This is a genomic window from Caballeronia arationis (genome assembly GCF_001544975.2).
GTDB classification, from domain to species: Bacteria; Pseudomonadota; Gammaproteobacteria; order Burkholderiales; family Burkholderiaceae; genus Caballeronia; species Caballeronia arationis.
Genome location: NZ_FCOG02000038.1, coordinates 35,905 through 53,537, shown reverse-complemented (window position 1 = coordinate 53,537; position 17,633 = coordinate 35,905). Strand labels below are relative to the sequence as shown.

11 protein-coding genes are annotated in these 17,633 nt (G+C 67.4%); 3 read left to right on the top strand and 8 right to left on the bottom strand.

Annotation, left to right across the window (positions count from 1 at the left end; genetic code table 11):
* Nucleotides 1–13 precede the first annotated feature (13 nt).
* From tssC to AWB81_RS22185, 8 genes are all read right to left on the bottom strand, one after another.
* Nucleotides 14–1,519, bottom strand: coding sequence for a type VI secretion system contractile sheath large subunit (gene tssC, locus AWB81_RS22220; protein WP_062638710.1), 1,506 nt, complete (start codon nucleotides 1,517–1,519; stop codon nucleotides 14–16).
* 57 nt (nucleotides 1,520–1,576) lie between these two features.
* On the bottom strand, nucleotides 1,577–2,098 hold the full coding sequence (tssB, locus tag AWB81_RS22215) for a type VI secretion system contractile sheath small subunit (RefSeq protein ID WP_062638709.1): 522 nt from the start codon (nucleotides 2,096–2,098) through the stop codon (nucleotides 1,577–1,579).
* Nucleotides 2,099–2,166: 68 nt separating this feature from the next.
* The gene (locus AWB81_RS22210) at nucleotides 2,167–2,472 is read right to left on the bottom strand and encodes a DUF2169 domain-containing protein (RefSeq protein WP_062638708.1); all 306 of its coding nucleotides are present in this window, start codon (nucleotides 2,470–2,472) and stop codon (nucleotides 2,167–2,169) included.
* A 13-nt stretch (nucleotides 2,473–2,485) separates the two neighbouring features.
* Nucleotides 2,486–2,953 (bottom strand): DUF6484 domain-containing protein, encoded by a 468-nt coding sequence (locus AWB81_RS22205; protein WP_062638707.1) that lies wholly within the window; start codon nucleotides 2,951–2,953, stop codon nucleotides 2,486–2,488.
* Between the two features lie 58 nt (nucleotides 2,954–3,011).
* Complete coding sequence (gene tssA, locus AWB81_RS22200; RefSeq protein WP_062638706.1) at nucleotides 3,012–4,022, bottom strand: type VI secretion system protein TssA; 1,011 nt, start codon at nucleotides 4,020–4,022, stop codon at nucleotides 3,012–3,014.
* A gap of 11 nt (nucleotides 4,023–4,033) precedes the next feature.
* Complete coding sequence (locus AWB81_RS22195) at nucleotides 4,034–9,880, bottom strand: two-partner secretion domain-containing protein (protein ID WP_062638705.1); 5,847 nt, start codon at nucleotides 9,878–9,880, stop codon at nucleotides 4,034–4,036.
* A gap of 31 nt (nucleotides 9,881–9,911) precedes the next feature.
* Nucleotides 9,912–11,699: a ShlB/FhaC/HecB family hemolysin secretion/activation protein gene (locus AWB81_RS22190; RefSeq protein WP_087135110.1), complete on the bottom strand. Its 1,788-nt coding sequence runs from the start codon at nucleotides 11,697–11,699 to the stop codon at nucleotides 9,912–9,914.
* A gap of 81 nt (nucleotides 11,700–11,780) precedes the next feature.
* Nucleotides 11,781–14,036, bottom strand: coding sequence for a CHAT domain-containing protein (locus AWB81_RS22185; protein WP_235025867.1), 2,256 nt, complete (start codon nucleotides 14,034–14,036; stop codon nucleotides 11,781–11,783).
* A gap of 150 nt (nucleotides 14,037–14,186) precedes the next feature.
* On the opposite strand from AWB81_RS22185, the gene tssJ reads away from it, so the two are divergent.
* The 3 genes from tssJ to AWB81_RS22170 all read left to right on the top strand — a co-directional run bounded on the left by tssJ (nucleotide 14,187) and on the right by AWB81_RS22170 (nucleotide 17,620).
* Nucleotides 14,187–14,750 (top strand): type VI secretion system lipoprotein TssJ, encoded by a 564-nt coding sequence (gene tssJ, locus AWB81_RS22180; RefSeq protein ID WP_087135107.1) that lies wholly within the window; start codon nucleotides 14,187–14,189, stop codon nucleotides 14,748–14,750.
* Between the two features lie 156 nt (nucleotides 14,751–14,906).
* A complete protein-coding gene (gene tssK / locus AWB81_RS22175) occupies nucleotides 14,907–16,280 on the top strand; it encodes a type VI secretion system baseplate subunit TssK (protein ID WP_062638704.1) in 1,374 nt (457 codons plus the stop codon).
* Between the two features lie 23 nt (nucleotides 16,281–16,303).
* Nucleotides 16,304–17,620 carry a DotU family type VI secretion system protein gene (locus AWB81_RS22170; protein ID WP_062638703.1) on the top strand — a complete coding sequence of 439 codons (1,317 nt, stop codon included), beginning with the start codon at nucleotides 16,304–16,306 and terminating at the stop codon, nucleotides 17,618–17,620.
* Nucleotides 17,621–17,633 lie beyond the last annotated feature (13 nt).

Sequence of the window (17,633 nt, the reverse complement as noted above, 5' to 3'; positions counted from 1 at the left end):
GTGCCAGTAACGCTCAGGCCGCCTGCTTGGCCGACGGCAGGCGCGAAACCAGCCGCAACGACACGGTCAGCCCTTCGAGCTGATAGTGCGGGCGCAGATAGAACGTCGAGGTGTAGTAGCCCGGTGCGCCCGCCACTTCCTGCACCTTCACTTCGGCGGCTGCGAGCGGCTTTTGCGACTTGGTGTGCTCGGACGAGTTGGCCGGATCGCCGTCCACGTACTGCGTGATCCACTTGTTGAGCCACGTCTCCATGTCCGAGCGTTCCTTGAACGTACCGATCTTGTCGCGCACGATGCACTTCAGGTAATGCGCGAAGCGGTTGCATGCGAACAGGTACGGCAGGCGCGCGGCCAGCGCCGCATTGGCGGTGGCATCCGGATCTTCGTATTCGAAGGGCTTTTGCAGCGACTGCGCGCCGATGAACGCCGCGAAGTCCGAGTTCTTGCGATGGATGAGCGGCATGAATCCGTTCTTCGCGAGCTCGGCCTCGCGGCGGTCGGAAATGGCGATCTCGGTCGGGCACTTCATGTCGATGCCGCCGTCGTCGGTCGGGAAACTGTGCACGGGCAGGCCTTCGACCGCGCCCCCCGACTCCACGCCGCGTATCCGCGAACACCAGTTGTAGAGCTTGAACGAACGGTTGATGTTCACTGCCATCGCATACGCGGAATTGGCCCACGTGTACCTGGTGTGGTCGGCGGAACCGGTGTCTTCCTCGAAGTCGAATTCGTCGACCGGCTCGGTGCGCGCGCCGTATGGCACGCGCGCGAGGAACCGCGGCATCGCGAGCCCGATATAGCGCGCATCTTCCGACGCCCGCAGCGAGCGCCAGCTCGCATACTCCGGCGTTCCGAAGATCTTCGTGAGATCGCGCGGATTGGCGAGTTCCTGCCACGAGTCCATCTGCAGGAGACTCGGGTCGGCTGCAGCGATGAACGGCGCATGCGCGGACGCCGCGATCTTCGATATCTCGCCGAGCAGTTCGACATCGGGCGGCGTCTGGTTGAAATAGAAGTCGCCGATCAGCGCGCCGAACGGCTCGCCGCCGAGCTGACCGTATTCGTGTTCGTAGATCTGCTTGAAGAGCGGGCTCTGATCCCATGCGACACCCTTGAAGCGCTTCAGGGTCTTGCCGAGATCCTTCTTCGAGATGTTCATCACGCGAATCTTCAGCATCTCATCGGTTTCGGTGTTGTTGATGAGATAGTGCAGCCCGCGCCACGAGCCCTCCAGCTTCTGAAAGTCCGCATGATGCATGACCTCGTTCACCTGCTCGGTGAGTTTCGCGTCGATCTCGGCGATCATCGCCTGAATCGAGCGGATCGCATCGCCGGAAATGATCCTGGTCTGCGAGAGCGCCTGCTGCGCGAGCGTCTGTACCGCCGTCTGCACGGCGGTTTTCGCCTCGTCGCTCTTCGGCCGGAACTCCTTGTTCAGGAGCGCGGCGAGATCGTTGCCTTCGAGCGTCGCACCCTGCAGTTCGGGCTTCGATTCGGAGGATTGAGGGATGTCGGACATGGTCGTTTCCTTTCAGGCGATGTCACTCGCGCGGGCTTTCCCGGCGTTTCGCGGCACTCATTCCGCGGCCGGCGCGGCGGTTTCAGATGCCGGTGGCGTGACCGTGGCGAGCGTCTTGAGCAGCGCGGGATCGTCGAGCACGCGCGCGATCAGTTCCTCTGCGCCGGTCTTGCCGTCCATGAAGATGACTAGATTGGCGAGTTGCGTGCGCGCCTCGAGCAGCTTCGAGAGCGCATCGACCTTGCGCGCGACGGCGGCAGGCGAGAAGTCGTCCATGTTCTCGAAGGTGATGTCGACGGCGAGATTGCCCTCGCCTGTCAGCTTGTTCTGCACCTGGAACGCGACGCGCGGATGCATCGCCTTCATGCGGCTGTCGAAGTTGTCGATGTCGATTTCCTGGAACTTGCGCTGATCGACGGGCGGCAGCGCCTCGGCGGGCTTGCCGGAGAGGTCGGCCAGCACGCCCATCACGAACGGAAGCTGGACCTTCTTCTCGCTGCCGTACGTTTCGACGTCGTATTCGATCTGCACGCGCGGCGCGCGATTGCGGCCGATGAATTTCTGACTGCTGGTTGCCATGACGCCTCCTTCGCGTGAGCGTGGGCTACGCTCTGAAGACGATTGACGCTTGCGGGAATTGAAAAGCTTTAAGTCATTGCGTGCAAAAGTCGCTGCTGACGCCATGCGGGCGCGGCGCAGTTGAAGAGCAGCACGTCGCAGCGCGGCTTATGCGGCGCGTAGTCCACTTCGTAGTACGGTGCGGAGTAGCCGGGCTGGCCGGTGAACGTATCGGCCATGACGAGCGGCAGTTGTTCTTCCGCGAGCCTCACCGTTTCGCCCGCCGCTGGCAGGCGAAACGTGCCCTTGACGACGACGATGAGCGATTCGCGTCCGCTCGGCTCCGTGCCCATCGTGTAGCCAGCGACCATGCGGGTGGCGTTGATCAGTTCCATGATTCAGCCGCGTTCAGTTGAGCTGCACCGAGCCGCCCTTGATGCGGTTCACGCCCGACGATCGGCTCGACACATACGTGCCCCGTATCAGCACCTTGCCCGCCTTCGTGAGCGTGATGCTCGCCTGCCCGCAGCGCAGCACGATCTCTTCCTTCGCCGTGACGACGAGCCGCTGTCCGTAGGCATCGGCTTCGACTTGCGCGGGCGCTTCGTCGAGCGGCCAGGCTTCATCGGCCTGCAGGCAGCCGATGATGATCGGCCGCATCGGATCGCCGGTTTCGAACATCAGCAGCACTTCACGGCCGATATGCGCGCCGCGCAGGTCGGGAATCGTGCGTGCAGCGAGCGCGGCGTCGCCGGGCTGCCCGGCATACACGACGAGCGGACGCGCGCCCTCTCCACTGAACCCGATCAACTCGCCGATGCGCACGCCGTCGATGACCGGTATCGACGCCGGCTGCATGAAATCCCGTCCGCTCATCACGCTCTCCCATGCTTGACGCTCAAGAGACGAACGAAGCAGCGCCAATTTCAAAGCATCACGGCTCCCGCTTCCCCGCGATCAGATGAATCTGCGCAAGGCTGTCGGGCGCGAGGTCCTGCATCACGGCGAGAAAATCCTTGCCCATCAGCCCGCGCGCGCGACGGATGAGCAGCGGCGCAGGATTGGTCGGCTCGGTGCGTTCGAGAAACGCGCACACTGCATCCAGCAAGGCGATCGCGTCCTCGCGCGTCGCGAGCGCGCCGAGGCGCGCGGGCGCGGGATGCTCCGCGTGCGCCTGATCCACTGGCACCGAAGCGGCCGCCACGTCCGGCGCCACCGCGCGAAACTGCGCGGCGACGTACCGCGCCGTGGCCAACATTGCGGTCAGCAAGGGCGCGCGCTCCGCACCGAGCTTTTCCGTCATGCAATCCGACAGCGCTTGCACGGCGCGCGGCAAATCGAGGCCCTCGGCGAAGGCGTCGGGATCGTGATCGAGTGCATCGGTGAGCATGCCCACAACGCGCGGCAAGGTCGCGGCACTCGCACCGTCGGGCGGTGCCAGCTTGCCTTGGGCGATCAGGATGTCACGGACCGTGAGCCGCTCGCCATGCACGCGGCACACTTCGCATTCGCGCAGATCGTGCAGCAGGGTTTCGCCTTCCGCGAAAGGCGTATAGGCGTCGGCAAGCGGCGCGAGCGCGTTGACGCGCAGCGCGGGGTCGTTGCCATCGTCCGGATCGAGCGGCGGATAGAGGCTCGCCCAATAGCGCTCGAATAGCCCGGTCAGCACGCGCAATCCCGCATGAAAACCCGCAAGACCATGCACGTGCGACGCCGCGCGCGTATAAGCCACGGCAATGCGCAGATCCTTCGATCGCGACAGCAGCGCCTCTGCCTGCTCCATTACGTCGGCCCAGGGCGGCGGCTCGGTGAGCGTGTCGAACTGGCGCTCGGGCATGCCGCGCGCAAGCGACTCGAATTCGAGGAACGCCGCATCGTATTCCAGATCGATGCCGGCGGGCGGCATCGTCTGAGTCGGCGCGAGCAGCGGTTCAACATCGATCATCGCGACTCCATTCAGAATTCGCCGCAGCCATGCTGACCGCTTACGACCAGACAGTTGTTCAGATTCGGCCGCGAGCGCACCCGCTTCCATTCGGCGGCGAGCGTGTCGGCCGCGCCTTCGGCCTCTTGCAGCGCGAGGATCGGCTCATTGGTGCCCACGCAGATGTTGACGCCGCCCAGGTTGCTTTCGTAGACGAAGCTGTCTTCCTGCGCCGTGAAAAGCGGTTGCAGGCCGGAACGGTTGAAGACGCCGCCGTTCACGAGCGGGTCCTGCACTGTGAGCGTTCCTGAGGTGACGACCACGTTGTAGCCCGTCGGCGAGGAGAACGTGCCGCTGATCGGATACGTCCCGCCGGGCGAAGCCGGAGTCGCGGGCGATCCCAGCGGGCCAGCAACGAGCGAGCTGCCCAACTGATCGCCGCTCAGGAGTCCGCTGACGGTGAAACCGAACGGGCCGTTCGCGCTGCCCCGGATGCGGGTCTCACCGCCGATCGTGATGGTGAGCGTCGGCTGCTCGGCATACACGAAGTGGTTGCTGTTACCGGGCACGACCGAGAGCGACGGCTGGCCGTTCCAGCTGCAGATGCCGCCATAGACGCAGCCGTAGAAGTTGGGCTGCGTGCCGCCGGGCTCGATGCCGCCACGGTTCTCCTGCTGATCGCGACTCCCGGCCCACACGCGCCATGCGTTGCCCGCGCTCAGCGTGCCGCCCGCCGCATTGTCGAAGACGACGTTCTGCATGACGAGGTCGATGCTGCCGCCCGCGCTCAGATGCGTCGGCGAGCCCACTGAGCCGAGCGACACGCGGCCGGTGTCGGAAATCGCCGCGAGGTTGCCCGTCACGGTGGATTGCGTGCCGTCGATCGTCGTGGCCTTGCCGGTTGCCCCGTCGAAGCCGGGCGCCGAAACCGGCCCGATCGTGAAGCCGTGGGACTCTTCGAAGCTCACGTCGTGTGCACCGGCAAGGGCGAGCGTGTTCACGTCGTTGCCGGCGTCGGTGAGCGCGAAATCGCCGCCTCCCGCAAGCAGCAGCGACTGCGCCTGAATACCGCCCGGATCGGTCACGGTGCCGCTCGAAGCGAGCGCGAGCGTCTTGCCGGGCATCGAGACGCCCGAGGGCAGGTCGATGCCCTGGCCGCCCGCGCCGGTGTTCTGGAGCGTCAGGCCGGTCGCGACGGCGGGACGTTGCGCGCAGGCCGAACCACCCGCGCATGGGCCCTGGACCGAGATGTGCCCCGTTTGCGTCGATGAGCCGAGCACGAGTGTCTGCAGGGTCGTCGAGAAGGTCTGGTAAGTCGCGGAATCGATGGACAAGCCCTGTGTCGCGCTCGTGCCGAACAGGGTGATCGGCACGGTGTTCTGCGCTGTGACGTCGAAGGTCGACGGGTCGACGGATGCGGGCGAGATGAAGAGCGATCCGGCCTGCGCGTCGATCGACCCCACGCTGCTGCGGCCGATCAAGCTCGTGGCGGCGCCGTTGTTGGACGAGCGCATCGTGACGACACCTTGCGGGCCGGTGCTGATCGAGAACGGCCCGCCGACGAACCCCGATTGGGCCGGGAGCGGCACGGCGCCATATGCGATGCCGGCATCGGCGGTGGTCGTCGAACCGGTGATCGAGACCGTGCCCGACGCTGCGCTCGCGTTGATCGAGCCGTTCATCAGGAGCACGCCGTAGGTAGGCGAAAGTGCGCCCGGGCCTGTTCCCGCAATCGCGCCGCGCAGGTCGATCGAGCCGCCCGAGGCGGTGATCGACGAACCGTCGAGGAGCGCCACGCCGACTGCGCCAGAGCCGCTGCCCGTTCCGTAGACGCGGATCGCGCCGGTGGTGGTCGCGAGTTGCGACGCATTCGCCGGCGTGCCGCGCAACACCACGCCACTGCCGGGATTCGTGGTCGGGCTCAGGCTCTGGCCCACGACTTCGATGCTGCCGCTTCCGGTGGTCACGGTCGCGTTGTTCAGATCGATCGCGACCGGCGCTCCCGTATTCGACACGAAAACGCTTGCCGCGGCGGGCGTGACACCGTGCAGCGTCACGGCGCCCCCTGGCGTCGACGGAGTTCCGGGTGGCGTGGCCATGCGCGTGTCGATGTCGGCGGCGCTGATTGTGATCGCCGCGCCGGTGTTCCCGGTCGGGCCTTCGGAACCGAGCACGGCGCGCCCTGCTGCGCTCAGGCCGAGGTTGCCGCCGTTGGTCGAGAGCGCGATGCGCGGATTGCCGCTCTGGTTCGCGACGCCGCCGACGATCACCTCGTTCGCCGCGTCACCCCTGATGTTGATTGCACCTGTCGCGGAGGTCACGCTGGCCCCGATGCCGATCGCATCCGCCGCGTGCATGTCGAGCGTGATGTCGCGGCCCGATACGTTTTCGATGGGGACATTATTGGACACGCCCCCGACCGTGGACGTGAGCGTCAGATTGCCAGCCAGCGTGGCCTTGTTGTTGCTTTCGACCGGCGTGAAGGCGTTCGTCCCGGCGTCGAACACGCTCCCGCGCAGCGTCGAGATCGACGCCGACTGCGAGGTGATCGAACTGTTACCCGTGCCGACCAGAGATACGGTTCCGAAGAAGTTGCCCTGGTTGGTCAGATCGAAGTTGCCCGGCCCTGCGAGGAGCAGATCGATCGCGAACATGCCCGCCGGACCCTGCGTCACGGGACCGGCGGAATCGAGCGTGAGCTGGCTGCCGCTAAAAAACGCGTACGGCAGCGAAATGCCCTTGCTGCCCACGCCCCCGTTTGCAACGGTCAGATTGAGAAACACGGGCATACCCGCGCATGGCGATTCGACGCACGTCGGTCCAAGAGTGATCGCCCCCGTATGCGTAGCCGAGCCGACATAGACGTTGTCGATGCTCGACGTGAAACGGCCCCCGATCGTGCTGTCGAGCACGTAGCCTGGACCCGTCGCGCCCGGCACGCCGATGCTGATCGGCGCGGTGTCGTCCGCGGCAATAGCGAAACTGGTCGGAGAGACGCTTCCCGGCACGAGGACGAGCGTGCCGCGCGGAACCTCCATATCGGAGGCAGCGTCGATCGAAATGGAAGATGTCCTCTCGCCGGTGTTCGATGCGCGCAGTGTGAGCGAGCTCGTCTGGGGCGTCCCGACGGTGGAGTCCACGATCTGCAGGCCGTTCTGCTCCACTGGCGTCGCGCTGCCGGAGATCGAGCCGGCCAGCGTGATGTTCGAGCCGTTGAGGCTCGCATTGGCGAGCCTGACGCCGGCGTGGTAGCCCGCGTCGTTATTCGAGCCGGTGATGAGCACACCGTTGGTCACGCCGCGAATGTCGATCGGCCCCGGCGCGACAGGGTTCGGCGAGGTGAAGAAGACAGAGGGTCCGGTGTCCGAACCAGAGCTGGCGCTGGTCGACACGCCCTCGTAGCCGTTGCCGCTGCCGTAGACACGAATGCCCGGCAGGCCGGACGTCAGGACGAAGGTGCCCTCGCCCGCCGCCGAGATCGTCACGCCAGCGCCCATCGGTCCCTGCGAGGCCGCCGAGCCGCGCAAGAAGATGCTACCCGACGTGCTGATCGGCTCGGCGAAGAGACTGACGCCGTCGGCGCGCGAGACTGTGCCGGACGCAAGCGCGGTGCCGTCGACCATGATATTGCCCGCGTCCGCCGTCATGCTGCCAAGCTGGGCTAACACGCCGCCCGCGCCGCCGCTGCCCGTCACCGTGATCGCGCCGGCAGTCGACAGGAGCGTCGCTGAATCCATGTCGACCCCGATGCCCGTCGACGACGTGCCAGTGAGCGAGACGTTGCCCGCAGTCGTCGTGATATCGGAGGCCCCCACCGACACGCCGCTCGTCACGCCGTCGCCGGTGATGGTGATCGGGCCGGTGGTCGTCTGAAGCGTGGAGCCGTTACTGATGTCCACGCCGTTGCCAAGGCCCGCAACACCGCCGATCACATCCACCGGCGCCTGGCCATTGATCGTAATCGCGCCGCTCGGCGCATTCACGCCGATCGTGAGGACGGGATCCGAGTCCGGTGCGGCCGTTACGTGGCGCGTGCGCGTGTCGATGGTTGCGTTGCTGATTTCGACGCGCGGCGTACCGCCGTTGACCGCCGGCTGGCCGATCGAAACATCGCCGCCATTGCTCAGCACGGACAGGCTCCCGGCGACCGGTCCGCGCAACAGGATGACCGCCGTGCCGTCGTTGCTATTGGCGGTATTCGCTCGCAGCACGACGTTGAGCGGTCCGCCGGGCGTGGCGTTGATCGACTCCGAAATGATCGATGCAGCGCCGCTGCCCTGAGCCGTTGCGTCCACGAAAATCGAATGCGCGGCTTCCAGCGTGAGCGTGGCGGCGCCGCCCGCGTCCTTGTCTATCAGGCCCTGTACCCGGATGTCGCCGGGCTGCGTTCCATCAGCACCGGTACTGACGATGACCGACGTGCCTTCGCTCAGGCGGGCGCTGATGGTGCCTGCCGGGATAATCGAACTATCCTGGGTTGCGATGAAGTTCGGGCCGCCCCCGTTATCGATATTCGAAGCCGTGATGGTGACATCGTGCGGATCCAGCACCCACGTCCCCCCCACCCCATGCAGCGCCGACGCATCGACGTCCGCCCCCGCCACGTCCAGAAACCGCGCCGACGTCTCGATCAACCCGCCGTTACCGCTTTGCGCACCGCCTCTCGCCGTCAGGATCCCGTACACGCGCGCCGCGTTCGTCCCGTAGATGAAGATATGCCCGCCGTTGCCGCTGACGAGTCCATCCGCGCTCACCTGCGCGCCCGGCCCCATCCACACCGCATCGGCGTTATGGATGTCGGCCTCCTTGCCCGCCGCTCCGCCGCCCACGCGCACGCGCCCGCCGCCCTGCATACCGCTGGTATCGATGCGCGCGCCGTCGTTCACCGCGACGTGATATCCCGTCACGTCGATGCGCCCGCCCGAAAGTCCCGCGCCGCCCGTCGCATCGATGCTGCCGGCGACTTCGGTGACACCCGCCGCTCCGCCGTCGAGCACGATGCGCCCGTTGCGCTCCGCGACGCTCTGCGCGCGCACCGTGCCCGTCTGGTTCAGCACGGTAGCGGCGAGCGCGTCAGCGGTCTGCACCGACATCAGCACCTGCCCGCCGTCCGCCGCCAGCATGCCGGAGTTGCTCGCGAGCGCCTGTGCCGCCGCGCCGTTGACCTTCAGCATGGTGAGGCCGTCACCGGCGAAGTCGAGCGTGATGTCACTGCCCGCGCCCATCGCGACGGTGCCAAGCTTTGCGCTCACCGTGCCGCTGTTGTCCACCTGCGCACCGAGCAGCGCGACCGTGCCGCGCTCGCCGGCCGTGATCGAGCCTTGATTGACCACCCGCCCGCCCGCCTGCGGCGACGCGCCCGCGAAGCGATACCGGCCGGCAAGAAAATCGCTGTCCGAGATCCCGAGCGTCGATGCGACGAGCGACCCCACGTTGATCGACGCGCCGCGCGCAAACAGCACGCCCGCCGGATTGACGAGAAACACCTGTCCGTTGGCGTTCATCCGCCCTGCGATCGTGCTTGCCTGGCTGCCCACGACGCGGTTGAGCAGCACCGCCTGCGCAGAAGGTTGCGCGATGTTCACCGTCTCGTTCGCGCCGATCGAAAACGAGTTCCAGTTGACGATGCCCTTTGGCGAGCCTTGCGTGATCGCCATCGTGTTCGGGGCGGGCGCGCCGATGGTCACGTTGCCGCTCGCGACCTGCCCGCCGAGCGGCAGTGCAAGTGCAGGCGGCGCGACGAGGAGTGCGATCAACGGCAACAGCGACGGCACGACGGCCACGCCCGCATGACGCGCCGCGCGCCTGGCGAGGCGCCTGATCGCACGCTCCCATGCCCGGCGATGCTTGCGGGTCCGAAGGCAGGTAATGTCGCTCATGTCGAACTCCTGTTTTACCGTTTTCCTGCCGCTAGAACGACTTCGACACCTGCACATACACGCGCGGCAGCTTGTCGTCGCCGGTCGTGTCGGCGCGGGTCGTGCGCCAGGCCATGCTCGCATCCACGCTGATGCCGTACGGCCCGTTCCAGAACAGCCCGAGCCCCGGCCCGCTGCGCGTCACGGTGTTGGCGCCCTGCTCGGGAATCGGGCGAGCGTTGTAGCGCCCGACGCCGATATCGAAGAACGCGGACAGCGTGAGCGTCGGCATCACCGCATAACGGAACGCGGCCGTCGCGATGAGCCCTTCGTCGACGACCGCCTCCGACGGCGAATAGGCGCGCACCGCATGCGGGCCGCCGAGCGTGATGCGCGACGAGCTGTCGAGGTTCTGGTTGGCCCACTGCCCCGACACGCCGACGAACACGCTGACCTTCTGCGTGATGGCGTTGAGGCGGTTCGCCTGCATCGTCAGGCGCACGCTGTTGCCTTGCGTGTTGCGCCCGAACGGGCTCTGGTCGATCTGCTCGGCAAGCGACGAGTCGATGTTCAGATGCGCGAACGCCAGCTGGATGTCCGCGCTGTTGAAGCCGCCGCCGAGAAAGCCGTCGCGGCTCTCGTACGACAGCCCGACGCTCGCGACATAGAGCTTTTGCGGATTGTCAAAGTTGACGCTGTCGATCTTGTCGGTCAGTGCCCTGTATTCCAGCGCGCCGCGCAAGAGCAGGTTCTGGCTGCGCGAGCGGATGAGCGGATGCGAGACCGAGGCGGTCACGACGTCGGCATCGCCGTGCGCATGCAGCGACGAGAAATCCTGCCCGAGGTAGTAGTACAGATGTGAATACGCAACCCCCACGCGCGTGCCGTTCGCGTCGACCGGTGCGTCGTAGCCGATGCGCCCGTACAGCGTATCGGCGCGCTCGGCGGCGAGCAGGTTCACGTCGAGGTTGTCGCCGATACCGAACGGCGACGCGAGCCGCCCCACCGCGCCCAGTCGCCAGCGTCCGGCGGAGGCGGCGCCGTAGTTGTCGGTGGCGAGGGCGAAATCCCAGCGGCGCGTGGGCTCGACGGTCACGCTCAGGTCGACGGTGCCGGGCGCGCTGCCCAGTTCCAGCGCCGAGGTCACGCGAATGCCGGGCAGGTCGGACAGGAGCAGCATCGTGCGCTCCAGTTCGCCTTGCTTGAGCGGCTTGCCGGGTTCGATCGCGGCAAGCCGCGCGCGCACGAGCGATTCCTTGATCGGCGCGCCGGGCACAATGGTCAGCCGCACCGCGCCGATCTTGCCTTCGAGCACGGTGAAGGTGACATCGCCGTTGGTCACGTCCTGCGGGGGGATCACGACCTGCGCAAGCGGGTAGCCGCGATCGCGATACGCCTGTGCGATGACCGTGCCCATCGCATTGAGATCGCCGATCGACACCTCCTGACCGATCCTGTCGGAGACGAGCGCGAGCAGCATGTCGGACGGCAAGGTCTCGTTACCCGCAAGACGGATGCTCTTCAACGTGAACTTTTTGCCTTCGGGCACGGCGGGTGGCGCGGCGGGCGGCGTGGGCAGCACGGCCGCGCCTCCGGGCGGCGCCGCGGCAGGCGACGGGCGCTGCTGTTCATTGAGCAGCGTGCCGGCGCTCGGTAACTGCTGCGTGCCCGGAAGCGGCACTTGCTGCGCCCATGCCGTCAGCGCGCTCGCGCACGCAATGCCCGCTCCGGCCAGGCCCGCCGCGCGCGCGAAACTTCGCCCGCGGTGCGAGCGCGCGCGCGCACCTGGACGCGTACCCGGGCGTTCGTCCGGGCGCGATGCGATGAGTTCGGTTTTCATGGCGTCGTTCACTGCAGCATCCTCATCGGGGCCGGCGCAAAGGGTGACGCCGGGACGGCACCGGGCACGATGGTCCGGCGTTCAGTGGGCGATCGAGAGCCGCCAGTTGCCCATCAGGTCGAACGGCGCCCAGTAGAACGGATGGGCGAACCTGCTGTCGGCAAGCACGGCGAGCTGCGCGTCGCGCATGGCGTCGATCGCCTCTTCGCCCTTGGTGAGCGAGCCGTAGAACGTGCGCATGGTGAGCGAGGTCGAATCGTCGGCGACGGGCCACATCGACACGAGCAACGCCGACGCGCCCGCATAGAAGAACGCGCGAGTGAAACCCATGATCTCGTCGCCGCGCTCGATGCGCCCGAGCGCCGTCTCGCACGCGGACAGTGTGACGAGCGCCACCGAATCCAGCTTGAGGTTGTAGATGTCCTGCGCGAGCATCGGGTCCGGGCCATCGGCAGGCTGCTTCGCGGGCGCGAGCAGTACGCGCGAATGCAGCGGATCGACGGTATCCGCCTGTGCGTGCGTCGCCACGTGGACGATCCGGCCCGCAGGCGCGTTGTCGCTGAAGGTCTTGCGCGTGACATCGCTCTGCACGAAGGCCTCGTGCTGTGCGAACAACGGCCCGATCGCGCGGACTTCGGCCTCGGCGCCCGGCAGGTCGAATTCCGGCGCGATGCGCGGATTGCCGAACGCGACGAGATTGCTCGCAATGCGCTGCTGGCGGCGCACGAGCTGCACCGCGACGCTCGCAGAAGGCGCGAGCGCGAGCGCGTGCCGCTGGATCAGGAAGCCCTGCGCATTCCTGAGCGCCTGAAACGGCATGTAGTGCAGCGCGCCATTCGGCACGATGATGAGCCGCTCGCCGGGACGCACGCCGAGCGGCTGGATGAGCAGCGCGTCGAGCTTTGTTCCATAGGTGAGCGCTTGCGGACGCCCCCGGATGATCGCATTGCGAAAATCGCCGACGGCGAGCGTCATGTCCTTGCGTGCGATCGGCAGCGTGAAGCCCTGGATGCCGTCCGGGCGCACGACCCACGCGATCATCCTGTCCGGAAGGCCGTGATATTCGACGATCGCCTCGCCGGGCCTGAGCGTGCCGCGCACGTCATCGAGTGACAGCGTGCGGCCGTTCAGCTGAGCTTCGTCGACGTTGGCCGCGAGCCGGTTGCGCACGACATCGAGCAGCGCGCGGCTGCGGCTTTTCTCGGAGAGCGTCCACGCGAGCGGATAGTCGCCATCTTCGACGACGAGCGCAATCGTCTCCTCGAAAACCGTCTGCGTATCGGAGAACAGCCCCGTCTTGAACTCTTCGCTGCGAAAGCGCGCGCGGATCTTTTCCGAATCGTCGAGTGCGGCGAGCCACGCGTCGCGCGCCTGCCGGCGCTGGCCGAGCGCGAGATACGCGCGCCCCATGCCTTCGTGCGCCCACAGACTGTCGTAGCTCGCGTCGGAGCCGCCCGTCGTCGCGCTCGCGGCGAAGGCGGCGAGCGCCTCCTGCGGCTTGTGTTCCGCGAGCAGAAGATTGCCTTCGATGCGCTTCCTGAGCGGCGCCAGCAAGGTTTCCTTGACGCCGCTCGTTTGCTCGAAGGTCGCGCGCGCGCCTGCTGCGTCGCCGGTTGCGATCTGCGCATTGGTGATCGACAGGAGCACCATCGGGCGATAACGCGCCGAGGCGCTCTCCAGCGCTATCCGGTATTCCGTGAGCGCCGCCGCCGGATCGCCGCGCCGGGCCGCGATATCGCCGAGCACCTTGTGCGCGGGGGCGAGCACCTGCTCGGGATTCTTCGCGCCGGCGGCGATGGCTTCTTTCGCGTACTGTTCGGCATCGCCCAGATCGCCGGCATAGCTGTAGGCGATCGCCAGATCCCGGCGCGACAGCGCGGCGAGGTTCGCGTTGTCCGTCTGCCGCGCGACGACGAGCGCACGCGACGCCGCTTCGATACTGTCGCGGAAATCGCCGCGCTCGGCGGCGGCCACCGACATGCTGCAGTACGCATAGCCATCGAGCTTGACCTGGTCGCGCGCGAGCAGGAGCCGCCCTTCCTGCGACAGCGTGGCGATGGTCTCGGCATCGCGCACGCGGGCTTCGGCATCCCGGGCGGCAGGGGTGAGCGGCGCGTCCGGCGGCGCCGAAACACGTGGCGGGCTCGGTGGCGCTGGCGTGGTCTGAGTGGTTTTCGCGGCCTGCGGGGTCTTCTTTTGCGTGCCCTGCGCATCGACGCGAGGTGCGGCGAACGCGAACGCGAGTACCACAAGCAGCACGAACGTGAGGCCAACCCGCCTGGCCGTGCTGCCGTCGGCCACCACACGGACCGACGCGATCTGCCCGATCGGTTTCACGAATGCGCTCCTCGAAGACCGTAGCCGCGCACCAGCGCGAGCGGCAAGCTGGCGCCGCGGTGCCACGAATAGACGAAACATCACGCCGGATTTGAAAAGCGCGCCGGGATCGTTCGTCTGCTGCTGTGTCGGGAGAGACGCAGACCAATCATGCGAAACAACGATTCGATCGCAGGCAGCGCAGGTCCTGCGCGCTTCGCGCGGCTTGCGCGCCGGGGCGCGCCCAACGCGGCGCGCGTGCTCTGCCTGTGCGCGCTCGTGCTCGCGGCCTGCAAGTCCGCGCCACCGCCCCCGCCGCCGACGGTCGTGCGGATCAACGTGAGCGCGCTCGACAAGGCCAATCCCGATCAAAAGGGCCGGCCGTCGCCCGTCGTCGTGCGCGTGTACGAACTGAAGACGACCGCCGCCTTCGACAGCGCCGACTTCTTCACCCTCTACGGAAAGGATCAGGCGACGCTCGGCGGCGATCTCAACGCGAAGAACGAGTTCCTGCTCAAGCCCGGCGACAGCCGCAGCGTCGAACAGGTCGTGCAGCCGGGCACGAAATTCGTCGCGGTCGTGGCCGCGTATCGCGATATCGAGCGCTCCCGCTGGCGCGCAACCGCGCCTGTGCCGCCAAACCAGACGACCGTGCTCGACGTGCGCATCGACGCGGCCGATGTCTCGATCGCCGCACAACGCGCGAGCGCGCCGGCGTCGAAGGCAGCCAAGTAAGCGGGTGCGCACCGCCGAGTTCCAAATTCGTATCGCTCGTTCGTTTTTGAAGCGCAGCGTCCGGGTCGACTAGCCGCCGGGCGCTGACGGAACGGCCGGCGTCGGCGAAGCGCGTGCGGCGCGGTGTCGAACCCAAGAGAGCGGATACGAGCCACCATGACCTGGCACCAACGCATGATCTGGTCCGAGGGGCTGTTCCTCGAACCCCAGCATTTTCAGCAACACGACCGCTTCATCGAGCATCTGGTGAGCTCGCATGCGCGCGCGACCGAAGCGTGGCCGTGGGGGTGCGCCACCGTCATGCTCGACGAAATCGCGCTCGGGCTCGGCAAGATCGCGCTCGCGTCCGCGTTCGGCGTGCTGCCCGACGGCACCGCGTTCTCGTTTCCCGACGACGCGCCCGCGCCGCTGCCGCTCGACATTCCCGCGGGCACGCGCGACGAAATCGTGCTGCTCGCGCTGCCGCTCGCGCGCGCCGGCGCGAAGGAGTTCGATTCAGACGGCGCGGGCGATCAGATCGACGGATCGCTCAACGGCCAGGGCCGCGGCCACGCCGGCGGCCTGCGCTATCGCACCACCGACACCTCCGTCGTCGATGTCACGACGAGCACCGACCGCGTCGCGCAGATTCGGGTCGGGGCGCCGAACGTGCGGCTCATGCTCGCGCGCGACGCCACCGACGCGTTCGCGACCATCGGGATTGCGCGGGTGCTCGAACGGCGCGCGGACAATCGCGTGCTGCTCGACGCGGGCTATATCCCGCCGATGCTCCACGCGCTGGCAGACAGGCGCCTACTGGGTTACGCGCAGGAACTGGCGGGACTTCTGCATCAGCATGCGGACCGGATCGCGAGTCATCTCGCCAGTCCGGGACGCGGCGGCGTCGCCGAGATCGCCGACTTTCTGCTGCTGCAGACGCTCAACCGGTTTGAGCCGCAGTTCGCGCATCTGCTGAACGTGCCGTTACTGCATCCCGAGCGCCTGTACCAGACGACACTCGCGCTCGCCGGCGATCTCGCGGCATTCGACGAGCGCCGCCGCGTGCTCGCGTATCCGCCCTATCGCCACGACGACCTGGCCACCTCATTCGAGCCGCTCATGCGCGACGTGCGGCAACTGCTCGCCCAGGTGCGCGAGCCGGACGCGGTCGCCATCGAGTTGCAGAGCCGCAAGCCCGGCGTGCGCGTGGCGATGATCAACGACCTCGAACTCCTGCGCACGGCGGGCTTCGTGCTCGCCGCCAACGCCCAGATGCCCGGCGAGACGTTGCGCACGCGCTTCCCGACGCAGGTCAAGGTCGCACCTGCAGAAAAACTGCGCGATCTCGTGAACCTTGCGCTGCCTGGCATCGGTCTGCGCGCGATGCCGGTCGCGCCGCGGCAGATTCCGTTTCACGCGGGTTTCTCCTATTTCGAGCTGGACCGCGGGGGCGAGCTGTGGAAGGAACTGGAGCAGACCGGCAACCTGGCGATGTACATCGCCGGTGAGTTCCCCGCGCTCGAACTGGAGTTCTGGGCCATCCGTCATTGAGGTGATCGGGATCAGGAAGTGCCATGACGAACGACGACGATCCTTTCGCCGGATTCGAATCCGACCAGACCATGATCAAGCCCAATCCCGGCGCGCGCCGCCGCGCCGGGAGCAGCGGCGGCACGGACGGGCCGTTCGCGCCGGGGACCGCGCCTGGCGCTGATCAACGTGCATTCGATGCCGCATTCACACGAGGCGGCACGGTCAATCCGCTGGTGGCGGCGTGCGCACCGCTCCTGCAGCTTGCGCCACGCATCCGCGCGATGAGCGCCTGCGCCGACCCCGCCGCACTGCGCGATTCGCTCGCGGCCGGCGTGCGCCGCTTCGAGTCGGAGGCACGCGTGAGCGGCGTCGCGGCCGAGCAGGTCACGGCGGCCCGCTACATCGTCTGCACGATGCTCGACGAGGCCGCTTCGGGCACGCCGTGGGGCGCGGGAGTCTGGGCGCGGCAAAGCCTGCTCGTGACGTTCCACAACGAGGCATGGGGCGGCGAAAAGGTATTTCAGCTGCTCGCGAGGCTCGCGCAAAAGCCTGCTCAGCATCTGCACCTGCTGGAGCTGGCAAGCATGGTGCTCGCGCTCGGCTTCGAAGGCCGCTATCGCGTGGCGGCGCAAGGCAGGCAAACGCTCGACGCGATCCGCGCACGGCTCCACGACCTGATCCGCAAGGAGCGCGGCGAGCCGGAACGCGCGCTGTCGCCGCACTGGGAAGGCGTGGTCGCCGCGCGGCGGCGCACGACCGACGTGCTGCCCGTCTGGGTCGTCGGCGCATTCGCGCTGCTGTTGCTCGCAATGGCCTATCTCGCGATGAGCTTCCAGCTCGGCCGCCTGTCCGACCCCGCGTTCGACACGCTCGCATCGATTCGCGCGGGGGCGCAACGGCCGCTCGTCGTCACGCAGGCGGCGAAGCCACGTCTCGCCGAATTCCTCGCGCAGGAAATCCGCGACGGCCTCGTCGCGGTCGACGATCGCGTGGACCGCTCGGTCGTCACGCTGCACGGCGACAACGTCTTCAGGCCCGGCAGCGCCGAAGTCTCCGCGCCGGTCAGGCCGCTCATCGAGCGCATCGCGGCGGCCCTCAACGCGGTGCCGGGCAACGTGCTCGTCACCGGACACACCGATGACCGGCCGATCCGCTCGGCGCGTTTTCCGTCGAACTGGGAACTGTCGCAGGAACGCGCCGCGAACGTGCGCGACCTGCTCGCGGCGACGGTCCCGCCCGCGCGCCTGAAAGCCGAGGGCAAGGGCGATGCCGATCCCGTCGCCCCCAACGATTCGCCAGCCGGCCGCGCGCGGAACCGGCGCGTCGAGGTGACGCTGTTCGCGAAGCCCGGGTCGTAGGCCCGCTACATCC